The organism is Flavobacterium zepuense (genome assembly GCF_007097145.1).
GTDB classification, from domain to species: Bacteria; Bacteroidota; Bacteroidia; order Flavobacteriales; family Flavobacteriaceae; genus Flavobacterium; species Flavobacterium zepuense.
Map to the genome: position 1 here is coordinate 367152 of NZ_VJVZ01000001.1, position 19067 is coordinate 386218.

Sequence of the window (19067 nt, forward strand, 5' to 3'; positions counted from 1 at the left end):
ATTAAATTCTACTGCTTAAAAACCTACGTTAAGACCAAATAAAAATGTTTTGTTGGTAGGATAGGCATCCAGCTCTATACCTGCGGTACCCAGCGGGTCGCCCGAGTTATCGCCTACAACCTCCGGCGAAAAGCCACTGTATTTGGTAAACAGGAATGGGTTAACCGCCGTAACATATATCCTTACCTTATCTATCTTTTCAAAGAACTTAGGCAGCGTGTAGCCCAGTGTTATGTTGTTTATCCTTAGGAAATCGCCTTTTTCTACGTAGTAGGTAGAGGCCCTTGGCACATCGTTAGACGGTTTTGGGTTGACAGCATTAGGTGTAGAAGGTGTCCAGAAACTATCCAGTAATTCCGACTCTATATTCTCTCCGCCAAAGCGCTGCGCCCTTTTACCGTTGTATATTTTGTTGCCGCCCACGCCATACGCATCTACCGAGAAGTCGATGTTCTTGTAGGTAGCGCCCAGGTTAAGGCCGTACGTGATTTTTGGGATGTAAGAGCCTGCCACCACCCTTTGGTCGCTGTAGGTAAAAGACCCATCGTTAGTATAGCCGGTTACATCATACACATAAAAGCTGCCCAGCGGCTGGCCTACCAATACCTGTTTGGTATACTGGCCATTGCCTAAGCCACCGCCTGTGTATTCGCCAAACAGCGGGTTATATACTTCTTTAAGCTCGTTCTTGTTGTGCGAAAAATTACCGCCCACCCAGTAGTTAAAGTCGGCGCCAATGGCATCCTGCCATTTAAGGCTTACCTCTACCCCTTTGTTGGTTACCGCACCGGCGTTTAGCGGCACCGTACCTGGAGACAGTACCGGCGGTACAGCTATAGGAAGGATAACATTATCGGCTTTACGGCTGTAATAATCAAACGTACCGGTTAACCTGTTCCTAAGCATGGCAAAGTCAAAACCAAGGTCTACCTCCTTCATGGTTTCCCAGGTAAGGCTGCTGTCTACCTGGTTAGGAATGCTGGACCCCGGATTGATGGCCTGATCCGGACCGAAAGGATAGTTATAGCCTCCCCCAAACAGCACCTGGTTTAACGACCTGTTGGTGTATCCGTTACCTACCTCGCCATAGCCGCCACGCAGCTTAAAAGTGTTAAGCAACGTTATATCCTGCATAAAATCTTCAGAGGTTAGCACCCATCCGGCTGATACCGAAGGGAATGTTGCAAACCTTTTATTTTCTTCAAAGGCACTTACGCCCTCACGCCTTATAGAGGCTGATAGCAGGTATTTGCCTTTAAAATCATACTCTGCCCTGCCAAAATAAGCTACCGATACAATTGGCGTGGCAGTGCTGTTTTGGGTAACAAGCCCCGGTGCAATTTCAGTATTATTAGACGATAAGTTAAGGTTCCAGTAGTTGGCCTGTGAAGGCACATCATAACGGGTACTGTTTAAAAACTCAGAGATGCCAAATGTGGTACGCGATAAACCTGCCACCACAGTAAGGTTATGGTTCTCAGCAAAGGTTTTGTTAAAGGTTACAAAGTTATCCCAGTTCCACCTGTAGCTGGTGCTCCTGCGCTGCTCTAACGCGTTGCTGTAGGTATTAAATGTGTCTACGTCTTCGGTTGGGTTTTGCGATAGCCATATATCGCTGGTAGGTGTAAAGGTATACCCCTTGCCCCAGTTTGCGGTTGCCCCAAAGTTAGAGTTGAATTTTAAGAAACTTGCCAGTTCCAGCTCAGCATTTACTGCTCCTATTACGGTAGTGTTCTTATCCTCCTGGTTGGCATAATACAACTGTGCAACCGGGTTGGCAACGTTGTTGTATTTGTCTCCGGTAATATCATTAACGCCAAGCTCGTTTACAAAAGGCCCTGCCCACCTGCCATTGGCATATTTTACCGGCATTATTGGCGATTGCTTATAGGCATTGGTAAAAGCGCTAAGGGGTTTAGGGGTATTTTTTGCGATAGATATATTAATGAACGGGCTAATTTTAAGCTTGTCGTTAAGCAGGCGGAATTCGTTTTTACTGATGATGTTTGTCCTTTGGAACTCGGTACCGCTAAGGATACCTTTTTCCTGGTAATTGGAGGCACCAAAATAATAGGAAGCATTATCGCCCGCGCCAGACAAGGATACCGAATTGCTCAGTACCTGCCCGGTTTCGGTAATTTCATCAAGCCAGTCGGTATTGTAAGGCTGTTCAAAATTAAAGTAAGACGATGAGCCTAATGCAGTATTGTTGTAGTAGGCGTAACGATACGAATCGGCCATATCAACCTTACGCTGAATGAACTTTTGACCGTAGTAACCGTCATAATTTACTTTTATCTCGCCTTTTTTACCCTTTTTGGTAGTGATGATAACCACCCCGTTAGAGCCTTTTTGCCCAAATATTGCCAGTGATGAGGCGTCTTTCAATATATTTATAGTGGCAATATCGCTGGGGTTGATGCCATTAAGGCCTGAAGTTTCTATACCATCTATTACATACAGCGGATTTTGCCCGCCGGTAATGGTACCAAGCCCACGTATGCGTATGGTAGGCTGTGCGCCCGGCTCATCATTAGTTACAATGTTTACGCCTGCGGCTTTACCCTGTATGGCCTGTATGGCCGATTGTGCCGGTGTGCGTATAATGTCGGCCGCTTTTATCTGGCTGACAGAACCTGTAATTGCCCCGGCTTTTTTGGTGCCGTAACCTACAACGATAACTTCGGTCATTTCATTTTTAAAGAAAACGGAGTCGTTAAAAACCGAATCTAATTGCGTAGGCAGCACCTGCGCAAAGGCATTTACTGCTAATAATAAAAATGTGATTTTGAGTAAAAAATTCCTCATAACAATTTGGATATAGTTTGATAATCCAAATGTAATAACTAAAACGATGTAGTTTACATTGTAATTACTAATCGTTGCTACATCAAAATTGCATCTTTTAAAATTATAATATTGATTTACAGTAATTTATATATAGCCAATACACATCAATAAAAATAGATTTGATGTAGTAGTGATGTACTATTAATAGTGAGGAATTATAAATAAAATATTGCTGAGGCTGTAATTTAATACTACAATTTATACATTTATCATAAACTTATAAAGGCTTTCCTCCTGCTCTATACCTAACTTTTTACGCAGACGGTAACGGTGCAGCTCCACTCCCCTGAACGAGATGTTCATCATTGGAGCAATTTCTTTAGAGGATAAATTCATTTTTAGGTAAATAGCCAGCTTAATATCTTTAGGGGTAAGTGAAGTGTATTTATGAGAAAGCCGCGTAACAAATTCTTCATGGCTCTTTAAAAGGTTTTTTTCAAAGCTCTGCCATTCGTTTTTGCTTATCGAATTTGTTTTGATGATCTTCCTAATCTTATTCTTCAACTGCTCCCCAGTATCCGACTCTAACACGGCCTGTATGCCTTCAATCATTTCGCTATGCTTAGCAATAGATAGCGACTTCCCTGCTACTTCAGATGCTTTTGTTTGCACTTCCATCTCCAGCATGTGCTTTTCGTGTTGCTGCTGCCTCAGGCGGTTCTCTGCCTCCATTTCCAATTGCATTATCTGGGTGCGGTGGCGCAGTTCTTCCTCATTAAGGCGAATTTTCTGGGTATATTTTACCTGGTTCCATCGGTAATACAAAAAGAATAGCCCTATAAGTAACAGCACGTACAATAGTATCATCCAAAACGAAAAATACCACGGCAGCGCTACATAAAATACGTAAGATGCCACCTGAGTATTACCATTGCCATTGTTACAGAAAATTTTAATTTCCTGCCTGCCACTGCTAAGGCTGCTCAGTAAAATATTGCCGTTCTTTACAGGCAGCATTGCATCATCATCGTTAATGGTATAGTAAAGATCGGGGCGGTTATAGCCATAATACTCGCTTACCACGTTTATCTCTACCGGCTGGTTGTACTTAATTTTAGTATCGGCATCAATTAAATTTCCGTCATAAAAAGCTTCAACCTTAATGTTTTGCTTAACGGTGTTGGCTGCGTCTTTATTAAAAGCTATAAAGCCATCGTCCAGGTTTATTAATAAATCGGTACCATTGCTGCAAACCTGGGTATTCTCTAAAATAAGCCTGCCCTGATAATATTTTTCGGGCAGTAGCTTCCATCTAAAGGCATCCTTTACCTGTGTTATCAGGTAAAGCAATCCGTTTTTTATCACCAGGAAACTATCCTCGTTAACCGAAATAATATCAGATATGTTATTGAATGAGGTATTAAACAGCCCACTCTTTTCCAGCCTGCCCGAAAGGCTGTTGTACTGGTACCAGCTGTTATTGATAAGGAACAGCAATTCACCCTTAAACCCAAAAATCTTTACGCCATAATCGCTGCCTATCTTATTTTGCGCCGAAACATTCTCTACACGCTTCACTTTAAAATCCTTATCATACGTAATCCTATATAGGCTGCGGTAATTATCTGCGGCCCAAAGTTCGCCGGGCCTGTTTTGGGAAATGTTGCGTATGGGTTTGGTTATGCTGTCGAGTATTTTCCAGTGGGTAAGGTCAGTTATATCTTTATATACCGCAATACCCGAATAATTGGCCTGAAAATACGCCTCATCAAAATTGCTTTTTAAAAATTTCCAGCCTCCGTTTACGGGGTTTACTTTCCTCAGGCTGCTGCCGTTATAAACAAAAGTACCGTCGTTATGGCCAATGATATACTCGCTATCATTTTTATAGATATCCCAAACCTGCCCCTGCGAGTTGGGTACCGATTGCAGGCTATTATTACTAAAATTAAATATACCGTGGTTGGTAACAAACAGATAACCGTTTTGTAGCGGCGATAAGGAATACACCGACCCCAATATCCCCGAATTATCTGTAAACAGCGATACCGGCGAGTTGTTCTCTATGTGCGATATGCCGTTATCAAGTCCCAGCCACAGGTCTTTTTCCTTATCTAAAGTGATGGATAGTACCGCATTGTTTTTAAGCGAATTATTGCGGTTGATATTTTTATAGGTACCTGTGGGCATATCTATAATATAGAGCCCGCGTAATGCCGTACCCACCGCAAGGGTATTGGCATCTATAAACTTTGCGGTAAGCAGCACATCGTTCTTTAAAAGGGTGTTTATAGGACTGGCCCAGGGTTGCAACTTATCCCCTGTGGTAGTATAAATTCCGGTATTTTTTGTGAAGATGTACAGCTTGCCCCCAATCTTCTCCATCCCGTGGATAATGTTGTCTTTAAGCTCCGGCCAGTTTTTAACCTCGGTAAAATTTTCGCCCTGCATAATGTACATGCCGTTGCGAACAGAAGCCACGTAAATTGTACTCTCTATAACATAGCAATAGGATATTTGCGAGGGGAACTTTACCTTTTTAACTGTTTTGCCGTTGTACAGGTAAATTTCGTTAAACGACTGAAAGTAAACCGTATTGCCGTGTTTAAATATCTTCCATATCTCCTCATTATCGGCATTGCCTAAAAAGAGTTCCTTATTTTCTGAAAGCGAAAAATAGCGCATGCGCCCTTTAATGCGTTTCCAGTAGCCAAATTCTTTATACGACCCACAATATATCCTGTCGCCATCGGCAAAAACCGACCGTAGTATGGTTTTATTGGGCAAGGCATATTTTTCCCATTTAATGCCGTTGTAGCGCAAAAAGAAATGATTATTGGCAAAGTATAAGGCATTATCGTTGCCCTGTGCTACATTCCATACCTGGTTATCGCCGGCATAGTCAGATTTGGTAAAGTTTTCTACAAAAGGCAGCACCTGCTGGGCATTGCCCGTAACAGTACATAAAATTATGAGAAGTATAAATAAGCGCTGCTTTAATTGCATTATCAAAAAAAATTAGCTTCTCAAAGTTATAAAACTAATTAAGATAATTGGATTGATGCCAAAAAAAATGCCCCTATATGTGGGGCACGTTTTCTTGAATGTAATTTTCGTTAAGGTACTTAAACTTTTCGGTCAGCTTGCCGTCTTGGGTAATCATGGCCCTTTTAAGCACACCATCCTTATCATTATTATAAAAGGCAGGCACAACATGTTTTAAGAACATTTCGCCAAAACCCTCGCTGGCATCGCGTGGCAGTTCGCACGGCAAGTTATCTACCGCCATAACCACAATAGCCGCAGGATGGTGTACATCGGTTTCCTCCCCACTAAACGGATTGTAGCCATATAATGGCTCTGCAATGCAGGAAGCCCGTACCGTACAGGCAACAGGGCCTGCAACATCGCACGAAATATCGGCCACTACCTTTAGCTTGCAGTCTTTATCCTTAAGCATATCCTGGGTAAGGATATCCGGCGAATCATTTCCATGAAAATGGCCTGCTATAAAAATATCAGATGCATTGCTAAAACGCCTGAAGTTAGAAACATATTCTGTTGGGTGATCGAAGAAATCCTCCGCAGCAGTTGCTACAACCCCATCTTTGCGCATGTTATAATCAAGTACATCAAGCTGGGTATACACCGGGCTGCTGTACACCTTGTTAAGAAAATTATCTGCCGATACTTCCTTAATTTTCATGGCATCTAATATTTCTTTAATGCCCCCACCTACTTTACCCTTACCGGTAACCACAATTTTTATGGGTGGCAACACGATCCTCTTAAGCCTTGCTATAAGAGCATCCCTGTCCTGTAAGGTCTCCGCTTTTGGCAGGTTGTATAACTCAAATTTAAGACCAAAAGCCCTGAATGCGTTGTATGTGCCCACTATACCGGCATAACGGCCAAAGCCTATTAGCCTTTTATGGTTGGCATCGGTAACGGTTTCATGGTCGTATAGGGTAATTTCTTTATCAATAATAGCCTGCAGCATCTTTTGGTTATGCGGCTGTTTTTTAATGGTATGCGAAAAGAAAAAGTATTTTTTATGCGGCACCAAAGCATCAACGGGTACTTCTTTAACACCTATAAATACATCACAGTCAGATACATCATCCTTAACATCAAAGCCTGCATTGCGGTATTCGTCATCGTTAAATATACGCACGTCAGACGATTCTACCATGATCTCTGCCTGAGGGAACTGTTCTTTAAAGGCTAATAACATAGTGGGCGAAAAAACAACCCTTTTATCCGGCGGCGACTTTCTCTCTTTTATAATTGCAAATTTCATAGCTGTTTATTTACAAATTTGGTTTTGAATTTGTGACTTTATTAAATACGAAAACGATGTATTAAAAATTTATCACTTAAAATTAAATAATAGCATTCAAATATAACAATATTCCATTTTAAAAACCAAAAATATTACAAAAAAGTCATAACCTTTAATCTAACGATATTATAAATTATTAATTGATGAAGGCTGATAAGTATTGGATAAATAAAAGCCACTATAAAACATTTTAGACAGTTTTTTAGAGTTTTTTTGGTGGAGTGAGTAGGGAGTTTTATCAAATTCCAACATTCGTGATCTTATTAAACTTACTTGATTGTCACATTATATTATTTATACAAGTTAAAAAGCATTGGTACAAGCCAAAATATAAAAACAGTAAAAAACCACATTAAAAAAAAAGTAGATGTGAATTTTGGCTCGTTACATTTGTATTTATTTTTTAAACAATGGATTATAGATTCGTAATTGACCTTATGTTTAACGTACAAATGAATTGATATATAAATAATAAAAGCTGATGCGATTATAAAAAAATTGTTGAAAGCAATTACATTGAAGTTAAGAAGGAAACCGAATACAATGATGTAACACAGAAACAAAACAAAGAACATTAGCATTTTTAAGGAGTTTAGCGAAGATTCTTTTAATTGAGGTTCCTTTGTTTTTAAATAATTACTAAAAAAACCATTTGAAATGTATAATGCATATTTAATACATTCATACACACCCGCTGAAATCGGTTTAATAAATTTTCTAAACATCATTCTTCGTTGTTATATTCCCATATTTAATTACCTTACTTTTTACCTCAAGTTCCAAGTCATACTCTAATAAATATAGCCAATGTAATAACAGGTAAAAGCCTTACAAAGCTAAACTAAAAAAGGTAACGAGATTTAAAGTAAAAAACCGTGGTTCATAGAGTGTACCAAAAAAAAACGCCACTGTTTCCAATGGCGTTTTTAATCTTTCTTGTGGAATCGCCGGGAATCGAACCCGGGTCCAAACAGGGAAGCAAAGAGCTTTCTACACGTTTAGTTTCTGCTTGGTTTTTCGATAGTGTGCAAGGCCAGAAACCGCCACACACCACTTAGCTTCTGTTTTCTCAGGGCCTCCGCGAAGCAAAAAGACCCCCAGGTTTACTTTTACGGTTCCCCTATACAAAACGCCATAAACCAGGGCTTTTTAGGAGAATCTCGCTTTCCTGCCTTGCAGGAACGAGGCTAATCTTACTTTAATTTAGATTATGCAGCTAGAGCGTAGTTATTTTCGCCGTTTAAAATTGTAAGACCATTTATTAACGAGAATTGTCTCAGTTCTCGACGTGCTTACTGTTCAGTTCGGCCTGCTGTCAAAACCAGTCGACCCCAAATAGTAGTTATTATAGTGCAAATATAGTACCAATATATTTAAAATGCTAATGGGTTTAACATTTGCTATACAATACATTCACTCCAAGATTTAGTTTTGTATTTAAACTATTATAATTGCTAATTTTACACAAAAAATTGTTGTGAGTAAGATCCTTATAATAGACGACGAGGAAAAGCTAAGAAACCTCATGGCGCGCATAATAACGCTGGAAGGTTTTGATGTAATACAGGCGGCCGACTGCAAAACAGGGCTGGCTAAACTGGCTAAAGAAGAGGTTAACATCGTGCTGTGCGATGTAAAGCTGCCCGACGGCACCGGTGTAGAGCTCACGCTGAAAATTAAGGAAACCTACCCACAAACCGAAGTAATACTCCTTACCGCTTACGGAAACATACCCGATGGTGTGCAGGCCATAAAAAATGGTGCCTTTGATTACATTGTTAAAGGCGATGACAACAATAAGATCATCCCGCTTTTGCAGCGAGCGCTCGAAAAGAACAGCCTTAGCCGCCGCGTGGTACAATTAGAAGAAAAACTCGAAAAAAAATATTCTTTTGATGGTATTACAGGGTCCTCTAAAGCCATTGCCATTGCTATAGAGCTTGCCAAAAAAGTAGCCGGTACAGATACCACTGTTTTGCTAACCGGCGAAACAGGTACAGGTAAAGAGGTGTTTGCTAATGCCACACACCAGGCAAGCCCCAGAAAAAATAAAAATTTTGTTGCTATTAACTGCTCTGCCTTTAGTCATGACCTGCTGGAAAGCGAATTGTTTGGACACATTGCAGGAGCATTTACAGGTGCTGTTAAAGACAAAAAAGGCCTTTTTGAAGAAGCCCACAAGGGCACCTTATTTTTAGATGAAATAGGCGAAATGCCGCTTGACCTGCAGGCAAAATTATTGCGCGTCTTAGAGAATGGGGAGTATATTAAAGTAGGCGAAAGCAAAATAACCAAAGCTGACGTTCGTATTATAGCCGCCACAAACCGCGATTTGCCTAAAGAGATCGAAGGAGGCCGGTTTCGTCAGGACCTTTTTTATCGCCTCTCTATATTTGCCATAAAACTGCCTGCCCTGCGGGAGCGCGTTGCAGATATTGAGGCCCTGGCTAACGGCTTCTTGAAAACATTTGCCGTTAAAATAAATAAAAAAATTACAGCATTGTCGCCCAACTTTACAGCGGCGCTTAAGCATCATAACTGGCCGGGCAATATTCGCGAACTTAAAAATGTTATAGAACGCAGCGTTATCTTAGAAACAGGCAACACCCTTTCGGTTGACACGTTACCTGCCGAAATAAGGCTGGCGCAAACAGAAAATGCTTCGGATGGCGAAACAAAGATTTTATCGGCATTTTCATTGGCTTCTGCCGAAAAATTACACATTCAAAAAGTTTTTAACCATACCAATGGCAACAAAGCCGAAACGGCGCGCCTGCTTAATATTGGTATCGCTACCCTATACCGTAAGATAGACGAATACAGTATATCTTAGTTAAAGTTACACATTCTTTCCTACTACCCTATCATTTTGAAAGCATCGGCCTTATCAAAATGATAGGGTTTTTATTTGGCACAGGTATCACTTAAAACATAAACATCTAATAATAAATCATTTAAAACTACACCACCAAAAGGGTATGTGTTTGGCTATACAGGTACAGAACATCAAATAAGTTTTAAAATGAAAAACAATGTGAAAACAGTTGCCGCAAAAGCTGCTCAATTTGCAGAGATAACAAAAAACTGCATACGGCTTGGCAACATACTCCGTGCGAAAAAATGCCTTGATATAGCCGAACTACTATTTAGTACCGATAGTAACGAAACAAAAAATGCCATTGGTAACGTGTATGTATATTCCGTTTCCACTTTTATGGAACTGAAACACTGCACCGTGTCAAAGCTCTTCCCACCATCTTTAAAACAGGAATATATTTCCCAGATAAACACCTCGGAGGTTTAAGCACTACATTATGGAAACAACAATTATCCTCATCGTGGCAGGCATATCGTTGTCTACTCTTTATTAAATCGGTCGACTTTTTCGACAAAATCTAAAACAAATTATGACAGCATTATTTATTACAGCACTACTTGTATTTGTATACATGTGCTATGTACTTGTTAAACCCGAAAAATTTTAATTAATGAACACTGAAATTTTAGGCATCGTTGCCATGTACGGCATTGTATTGCTGCTTGCCATCCCATTAGGGCGTTACATTGGCAAAATATTTAACTATGAACCTACCTGGGCCGATAAACTATTTAATCCCATAGACCGCTTTTTCTTTAAAATGGGAGGCATAGATGATAAAGTAGAAATGAACTGGAAACAGCACCTTGGTGCACTGCTTACCATTAATCTTGTGTGGTTCCTGCTCTCTATGTTCGTATTGCTTAACATGGACTGGCTTCCGCTAAACCCCGATGCTAATCCTGCCATGACCAGCGACCTCGCTTTTAACACCTCAGTAAGCTTTATAACCAATACTAACCTGCAACATTATAGCGGAGAAACCGGCCTGTCATATTTAGGGCAGTTAACCCTTATGCTGTGGCAGTTTATTAGTGCGGCTTGTGGTATGGCAATTTGTGCTGTGGTTTTTATGGCCATGAAAGAAAAAACATCAACTACACTGGGTAACTTTTACAGTTTTTTTGTGCGGTCTGCTACACGTGTGTTATTGCCTTTGTGCATAGTAGTAGCTACTATACTGGTATTTAACGGCACACCAATGACTTTTGGGGGCAAAGACCATATTACCACATTAGAGGGTAAAACCCAGGATGTAAGCCGTGGTCCCGTGGCAGCCTTTGTTGCCATAAAACAACTGGGTACAAATGGTGGTGGCTTTTACGGGCCTAATTCTGCCAACCCTATGGAGAACCCTAACTACCTTACCAACATTGTAGAAAGCGTAAGCATCGTATTACTTCCCATAGCACTGGTATTTGCATTGGGCTATGTGCTAAAGCGCAAAAAATTAGCCTATACCATTTTTGGTGTAATGACGCTTGGGTTCCTGTTACTGCTACTGCCTACCGTTATTGGAGAAACAGGCGGCAATCCTGCTATCGATAACATGGGCATATCGCAAAACATGGGCAGTATGGAAGGTAAAGAGGTACGATTTGGTGCAGTGTCATCGGCAAACTGGGCTACCTATACTACCTGTACCAGTAATGGCTCAGTTAACGCCATGCACGATAGTTTTACCCCGCTTGGTGGTGCCACTACCCTATTGGGCATGATGGTTAACTGCTTTTATGGCGGTATAGGCGTAGGGTTCCTTAACTTTTACATCTTTATAATACTGGGTGTATTTATTAGTGGGCTTATGGTAGGCCGCACACCGGAATTCCTTGGTAAAAAAATAGAAGCTAAAGAAATGAAGATCGCCATGATAATAGCGCTGCTGCACCCGTTCCTTATACTGGCAGGTACTGCATTGGCAAGCCACCTTTATGCAGGCAATCCGGAAGCCTATGCCGGTTGGCTGGCCAACCCCGGTTACCACGGCTTTAGCGAAATGCTGTATGAGTTTACCTCATCATCGGCAAATAACGGCAGTGGCTTTGAAGGCCTGGGTGATAATACCCCGTTTTGGAACATTGCCACAGGTATTGTCATGCTAATGGCGCGCTACCTGCCTATTATAGGCCCCGTAGCAATTGCAGGATTGCTTGCCGCTAAAAAGCACGTACCCGAAAGTTCCGGCACACTTAAAACCGATACCTCAACCTTTGGTTTTATGGTCTTTGCAGTAATTTTTATAGTAGCGGCACTGTCCTTCTTCCCTGCACTTACATTGGGCCCAATAGCCGAATATTTTTCATTATACCAATAAAAACATTTAAATGAAAACTCAAAATGCAAGCCTGTTTCAACCTATATTGGTAAAGCAGGCTCTAAAACAGGCTGTTATAAAACTTAACCCTGCTACGCTCATAAAAAATCCGGTAATGTTTACTGTAGAAATTGGTACTGCCATTATGCTGTGTGTGTGCATCTGGATACTTACCGGCGAGACAAGCCAAGGCAGTTTTGCCTATAATTTTATAATATTCCTGATACTGTTGTTTACCCTGTTGTTCGCAAATTTCGCCGAGGCTATTGCCGAAGCACGCGGTAAGGCACAAGCCGACAGCCTTAGGAAAACAAGGGAAGAAACCCCTGCTAAAAAGATAGAACTTATTGGCGAAATTTATAAAGATGAAATACAAATTGTTCCCTCATCTACCCTTAAAAAAGGCGATAGGTTTGTTTGTGAGGCAGGTGATATAATCCCTACCGATGGCGAAATAATTGAGGGCCTTGCCACTATAGATGAAAGTGCCATAACCGGCGAAAGTGCCCCGGTGATACGCGAGGCAGGCGGCGATAAAAGTTCGGTTACGGGCGGTACAAAAGTATTGTCCGATAAAATAATCGTCGAGGTAACCACCAATGCAGGGGAAAGTTTTCTGGATAAGATGATAGCCTTGGTAGAAGGCGCATCGCGCCAAAAAACACCTAACGAAATTGCCTTAACCATACTCCTGGCAGGATTCACCCTTGTGTTTATCATTGTTTGTACTACACTAAAACCCTTTGCCGATTATGCCAACATTAGCATAACCATTGCATCATTCATATCCTTATTTGTATGCCTTATCCCTACCACCATTGGGGGGTTGCTATCAGCCATAGGTATTGCTGGAATGGACAGGGCTTTACGCGCCAATGTTATAACAAAATCGGGCAAGGCGGTAGAAACAGCGGGCGACATAGATGTACTGTTGCTTGATAAAACAGGTACCATAACTATAGGCAACCGTAAAGCCACCCACTTTTACCCCGCTGTAGGTATAGATGAGAAAGCCTTTATAAAAGCCGCCGTGTTAAGTTCTATGAGCGATGATACGCCCGAAGGTAAGTCGATTATTGAGTTTGGGGCTGTTGATCCTAAAAGTTTCAACATCCAGAGTCCGAGGTTTATAAAATTCACTGCCGAAACCCGCAGTTCGGGTATCGACTTTAACGAAACCCGCATTCGCAAGGGAGCTTTTGATGCTATTAAAAACCTTGTAGAAAAAGCAGGCAATATATTTCCTGCCGAAGTTACACAAGTGGTAGAAAAGATATCCGGTAATGGCGGAACGCCGCTGGTAGTTGCTCAAAATGAGCAGGTTTTGGGTGTAATAGAGCTTCAGGATATCATAAAAACCGGCATTGCAGAACGTTTTGAGCGCCTGCGTAAAATGGGTGTAAAAACGGTAATGGTTACCGGAGATAACCCGTTAACCGCCAAGTTTATTGCCGAAAAAGCCGGTGTTGACGATTTTATTGCCGAAGCCAGGCCCGAAGATAAGATGAACTACATTAAAGCCGAACAGGCACGTGGCAAGCTCGTAGCCATGATGGGCGATGGTACTAATGATGCACCTGCCCTTGCCCAGGCCGATGTGGGCGTTGCCATGAACAGCGGCACACAGGCTGCAAAAGAGGCCGGTAATATGGTAGACCTTGATAACGACCCCACCAAACTTATTGAAATTGTAGAAATTGGCAAGCAGCTGTTAATGACACGTGGCACCCTTACAACTTTTAGTATTGCTAATGATGTAGCCAAATATTTTGCCATTATTCCGGCACTGTTTATTGTAGCGATACCTAAATTACAAAGCCTTAACATTATGCACCTGCACAGCCCGGAAAGCGCCATCTTATCGGCAGTACTGTTTAATGCGATTATAATTCCGTTCCTTATACCTCTGGCATTAAAAGGGGTGGCATATAAACCCATAGGGGCTTCTGCCCTGCTGCGTCGCAACTTGTTCATTTATGGGCTTGGCGGTATCATAATTCCGTTCATCGGCATCAAATTGATAGATATGCTGGTTTCCCTATTCTTCTAAATCATAACATAATGAAAAATAACATCATACCGGCCATCAGGCTAACATTATTTTGCGCCCTGTTCTTTTCTGGCTTCTACACCATGAGTATTTGGGGTATTGCACAACTGGCACCTAACCAAGGTGATGGCTTTGTAACAAACAACAATGGCCAGCGCTACCATACTAACGTAGCACAGGCATTTACAAAAGACCAATATTTTTGGCCCCGTCCCAGCGCGGTAGATTACAATGCCGCAGGGTCCGGTGGCAGTAACAAAGGGCCTTCTAATCCTGATTACCTTGCCCTTGTGCAATCCCGAATAGACACCTTTTTACTAAAAAATCCCGGTATCGCTAAAAAGGACATCCCAGCCGAAATGGTTACGGCCAGTGGCAGCGGGCTCGATCCCCACCTTTCGCTGGCCGCTGCCAGCATACAGGTTAAACGTATAGCAAAGGCACGTAATGTAAGCGAGATACAAGTAAACCAGCTTATAGCACAACACCTCGAAAAACCGCTTTTAGGTTTATTAGGAACCGAAAAACTTAACGTATTGCAACTTAACTTAGCACTCGACAAACTAAAGTAATGAAAACCATCTTTAAAATAGCCGCACTGCTTGCAACAGGCTTTGCCGCAACAGCACAAACAGATACCATTAAAATACTTCCGCTATCAGAAATTCCGTCTTTAAAATTCAGCGGTTACATAGAAACCTATTACACTTACGATTTTAATGAGCCTGAAAATAACACCCGCCCTGCGTTTATCTATTCGCACAACCGCCATAACGAGGTGGCGCTTAATCTGGGTTTTATAAAAGCTGCTTATGATAATGGTAGCACACGCGGCAATTTAGCGCTTATGGCAGGTACTTATGCCAATGCTAACCTTGCCGCAGAGGAAGGTGTAATGAAAAATATATATGAGGCTAATGCGGGCGTTAAACTATCTAAAACTGCTAACCTTTGGGTAGATGCGGGTATTTTTGGCTCACACATTGGGTTTGAGAGCGCCATTGGTAAAGACTGCTGGAATTTAACCCGTAGCATACTGGCAGACAACTCTCCTTATTATGAGGCAGGGGCAAAAATATCGTACACATCACCATCCGGGCAATGGTTTATTAGTGGCTTGGTGCTTAATGGCTGGCAGCGCATACAAAGGCCGGACGGTAACAAAACATTGGCTTTTGGGCATCAGCTAACCTTTAAGCCTTCCGCAAAGGTTACATTAAACAGTAGCTCTTTCGTGGGTAACGATAGGCCCGAAATTGATAAGCGTATGCGGTACTTCCATAACTTTTACGGGCAGTTTCAACTTAACGACAAACTGGGTTTAATTGCCGGTTTTGATATTGGTGCCGAGCAAAAGGCAAAAGGCAGTAAAAGTTACAGTAGTTGGTATTCGCCTGTTCTTATTGCAAAGTATGCCATTAGCAATAAAGCTGCTATTAGTGCGCGGGGCGAATATTATGCCGATGAAGATGGTGTTATCATCAGCACAGAAACAGCTAATGGGTTTAAAACCTTTGGCTACTCGCTAAATTTTGATTACAGCATATACAGTAATGTAATGTGGCGTATAGAAGCACGCAGCTTAAATAGTAAAGATGATGTTTTTGTAAAAGGCGACACCACAAAAAACAGCAATACGTTTGTATCTACAGCACTGGCAATTTCATTTTAATGGAACAAAGAGATGATAATGTAAAGCATTTTCTCAATTTAATACAAAAATCGAGAAAAGGAAAGTTTAAGGTCTACATTGGCATGAGTGCCGGTGTAGGCAAAACTTTTCGTATGCTACAGGAAGCCCATACCCTGCTGCGCAATGGTATTGATGTAAAGATAGGGTTTATAGAAACCCATAACCGTAAAGAAACCCACGCCCTGCTCGATGGGCTGCCCATTGTGCCACAACGCTCTATATTTTATAAGGGCAAGTTTTTACAGGAGCTTGATGTTCAGGCTGTAATTAACCTTAGGCCAGAAGTTGTTATTGTAGATGAACTTGCTCATACTAATATTGAGGGCAGCAGGAACGAAAAACGCTGGCAGGATGTGATGGATATTATTGATGCGGGAATCAACGTGATAAGCGCGGTTAACATTCAGCATATAGAAAGCCTCAACGGCGACATAAGGGCAATAACCGGTATTGAGGTTAAGGAACGCATACCCGACAGCGTATTAAAAGCTGCCGATGAGGTTGTAAACATAGACCTTACTGCGGATGAGCTTATTACGCGCCTAAAAGAAGGCAAAATATATACGCCCGATAAAATTCCGCAGGCACTAAATAACTTTTTTAAGGCAGAGCATATACTACAACTCAGGGAGCTATCTTTAAAAGAAGTAGCGAGCCAGGTGGAGCGCAAAGTAGAGGCTGAAATTACCGGCACAAGCGCTTTTAAGCAGGAACGTTTTATGGCTTGCATAAGCAGTAACCACCATACGGCAAAAACGGTAATACGAAAAACGGCGCGCCTTGCTAACTATTACCACAGTAAATGGATATTATTGTATGTGGAAACCCCGAATGAAAGCAGCGACAAAATAGCCCTTGATAAGCAACGCCACCTAATTAATAACTTTAAACTGGCTACAGAATTGGGTGCCGAAGTAATAAAAGTGCAAAGCAGCCGCGTTGCCGGCACGATTACCGCACAAGCCGAAGAACGTAAAATAACAACCATTTGCATTGGTAAACCGCATATTAAATTATTAAAGGTTATTTTGTCTACCAATATTTTTAAGGCTCTTTTAAATAAATTATCTTCGAGTGATATTGACCTTATTATACTTTCATAGATCATGAAAATAAAAACCAAGCTGGCTATAGGTACCGGTATGCTGTTTTTGCTTATTACACTGCTTTCGGCGCTGGCTATACGGCAGGTAAACCTTTTAGCACAAGACACCAAAAACATACTGGTAGCTAACTACATATCATTAGATTACGCCCGCAATATGTACAAGGTTACCGATGCTCCTGCTCTGACCCAAAAAGACCTTGCCACCCTACAGGGCTATCTTGTAAAGCAACAGCAAAACATCACAGAAATAGGCGAAAAAGAACTTACCGATGACCTTGCAAGACACTTTGCAGGGTTGCAGTCAGATCCGCAAAATGGGGTATACATTCAAAACTTCAGGCAGGGGCTCAACAGTATCATGAAGCTTAATATGGATGCCATTCAGCGTAAAAGCCTTACGGCTGAAAAAACAGCAGAAAGCTCCGTCTGGTGGATATCCTGCACCAGCGCAGTGTGCTTTATGTTAGGCTTCACACTTATTTTTAACCTTCCCGGTTATATTGCGAACCCCATACGCGACCTTACCGAGAGCATCCGCCAGATAGCCGCCAAAAACTACGCGCAGCGGGTATACTTTAAAGGCCATGATGAGTTCACCACACTGGCAAGATCTTTTAATACCATGGCAGAGAAGCTGCAGGAATACAGCAACAGCAACCTTGATAAGCTGCTGATAGAAAAAAAACGTATTGAAACACTGGTTAATAACCTGCACGATCCTGTTTTAGGGCTTGATGAGAATAACACAATTTTGTTTATTAACGAAAAAGCGTTACAGGTATCCGGACTTAAAAGGCAGCAAACCATTGGTAAAAAAGCCGAAGAGGTTGCCCTGCACAACGATCTTATACGATCGCTTTTACAGCAGGCAGATAATAATACCAATAGTACCCTTAAAATTTATGCAGATGATAAGGAGAGTTATTTTGAGAAACTCCTGGCACCTATAAGTATTGTGCCTACCGGCGAAACCGACGACAGAACCATTGGCTCTTTTATAATATTGCGCAACGTAACGGCTTACAAAGAACTTGATTTTGCCAAGACTAATTTTATAGCAACAGTATCGCATGAGTTTAAAACACCTATCGCAAGTATAAAAATGAGCCTGCAATTACTCGCTAATGAACAAACAGGCAAGCTCAATGACGAGCAAAAAGGCCTGGTAGAAGGCATTAACGATGATGCTGAAAGGCTGCTGCGCACTACAGGCGAACTGCTTAACATAACCCAGGTAGAAACAGGGCGCTCTCAAATAAAAATGGAAGCCTGCACAGCTAATTCTATCATTAGTAATGCGGTTGCTGCCACACAAAAACTGGCCGATTATAAAGGAATCCGATTAAACATTGATACAGCTCCTGATTTACCGCTAATTTTTGCAGATAAAGAAAAAGCAGCCTGGATAGTTTCTAACCTTTTATCTAATGCCATACGATACAGTTATGAAAATACTTCTGTAACAGTTAAAACGTTACAGAATAACGACACCATACAAGTACTAATTACTGACACAGGTACGGGTATTGAACCTAAGTACCAGACCCGTATTTTTGATAAATATTTCAGGGTGCCGGGTACCGAAAAAGAAGGTACAGGCCTCGGCCTTGCCATTAGTAAGGAGTTTATGGAGGCACAAGGTGGCGATATCAACGTAAAAAGTACAATTGGCGAAGGCACAACTTTTACGCTCAACTTTACCCAAGCTGTTTAAAGTAAATGTTAGATGTAAATCCTTTAAAGTCAATAGATTTTAAAAGTCTCCTCCGGTAATTACTATAAGTATTTATTCTTTAAAAGTTTAACCGTGAAAGACCAATTCCTACACAAAACAAAAATCCCACGCCGTTGTGGCGTGGGATTTTTTATATTAGATTGCTTCGTTGTTCCTT

Annotated in this window: 12 protein-coding genes and 1 other RNA gene; 9 read left to right on the forward strand and 4 right to left on the reverse strand. The window is 41.5% G+C overall.

Features of this window, described 5'->3' with window-relative positions:
- Positions 1 to 15: 15 nt before the first annotated feature.
- The 4 genes from FMM05_RS01610 to ssrA all read right to left on the reverse strand — a co-directional run bounded on the left by FMM05_RS01610 (position 16) and on the right by ssrA (position 8465).
- Complete coding sequence (locus FMM05_RS01610; RefSeq protein WP_143371589.1) at positions 16 to 2808, reverse strand: SusC/RagA family TonB-linked outer membrane protein; 2793 nt, start codon at positions 2806 to 2808, stop codon at positions 16 to 18.
- 240 nt (positions 2809 to 3048) lie between these two features.
- Positions 3049 to 5796: a helix-turn-helix and ligand-binding sensor domain-containing protein gene (locus FMM05_RS01615; protein WP_143371590.1), complete on the reverse strand. Its 2748-nt coding sequence runs from the start codon at positions 5794 to 5796 to the stop codon at positions 3049 to 3051.
- A gap of 73 nt (positions 5797 to 5869) precedes the next feature.
- A complete protein-coding gene (locus FMM05_RS01620) occupies positions 5870 to 7090 on the reverse strand; it encodes an NAD(P)-dependent oxidoreductase (protein ID WP_143371591.1) in 1221 nt (406 codons plus the stop codon).
- Positions 7091 to 8068: 978 nt separating this feature from the next.
- Positions 8069 to 8465: a transfer-messenger RNA gene (ssrA, locus tag FMM05_RS01625) on the reverse strand.
- 144 nt (positions 8466 to 8609) lie between these two features.
- Here ssrA and FMM05_RS01630 point away from each other — a divergent pair.
- From FMM05_RS01630 to FMM05_RS01670, 9 genes are all read left to right on the forward strand, one after another.
- Positions 8610 to 9965, forward strand: a complete 1356-nt coding sequence (locus FMM05_RS01630) for a sigma-54-dependent transcriptional regulator (RefSeq protein WP_185965486.1) — start codon at positions 8610 to 8612, stop codon at positions 9963 to 9965.
- A gap of 189 nt (positions 9966 to 10154) precedes the next feature.
- The gene (locus FMM05_RS01635; RefSeq protein WP_143371592.1) at positions 10155 to 10436 is read left to right on the forward strand and encodes a DUF7674 family protein; all 282 of its coding nucleotides are present in this window, start codon (positions 10155 to 10157) and stop codon (positions 10434 to 10436) included.
- Positions 10437 to 10539: 103 nt separating this feature from the next.
- Positions 10540 to 10617, forward strand: coding sequence for a potassium-transporting ATPase subunit F (locus tag FMM05_RS21280; RefSeq protein WP_143371830.1), 78 nt, complete (start codon positions 10540 to 10542; stop codon positions 10615 to 10617).
- Between the two features lie 3 nt (positions 10618 to 10620).
- On the forward strand, positions 10621 to 12324 hold the full coding sequence (kdpA, locus tag FMM05_RS01645; protein WP_143371593.1) for a potassium-transporting ATPase subunit KdpA: 1704 nt from the start codon (positions 10621 to 10623) through the stop codon (positions 12322 to 12324).
- 10 nt (positions 12325 to 12334) lie between these two features.
- Positions 12335 to 14374 (forward strand): potassium-transporting ATPase subunit KdpB, encoded by a 2040-nt coding sequence (kdpB, locus tag FMM05_RS01650; protein ID WP_143371594.1) that lies wholly within the window; start codon positions 12335 to 12337, stop codon positions 14372 to 14374.
- Positions 14375 to 14385: 11 nt separating this feature from the next.
- The gene (locus FMM05_RS01655) at positions 14386 to 14946 is read left to right on the forward strand and encodes a K(+)-transporting ATPase subunit C (protein ID WP_143371595.1); all 561 of its coding nucleotides are present in this window, start codon (positions 14386 to 14388) and stop codon (positions 14944 to 14946) included.
- The gene (locus FMM05_RS01660) at positions 14946 to 16046 is read left to right on the forward strand and encodes a porin (RefSeq protein ID WP_143371596.1); all 1101 of its coding nucleotides are present in this window, start codon (positions 14946 to 14948) and stop codon (positions 16044 to 16046) included. The genes FMM05_RS01655 and FMM05_RS01660 overlap by 1 nt, the downstream gene beginning before the upstream one ends.
- The gene (locus tag FMM05_RS01665) at positions 16046 to 17170 is read left to right on the forward strand and encodes a sensor protein KdpD (RefSeq protein WP_143371597.1); all 1125 of its coding nucleotides are present in this window, start codon (positions 16046 to 16048) and stop codon (positions 17168 to 17170) included. The genes FMM05_RS01660 and FMM05_RS01665 overlap by 1 nt, the downstream gene beginning before the upstream one ends.
- 3 nt (positions 17171 to 17173) lie before the next feature.
- Complete coding sequence (locus FMM05_RS01670; protein WP_143371598.1) at positions 17174 to 18889, forward strand: sensor histidine kinase; 1716 nt, start codon at positions 17174 to 17176, stop codon at positions 18887 to 18889.
- The last annotated feature ends 178 nt before the right edge of the window (positions 18890 to 19067 follow it).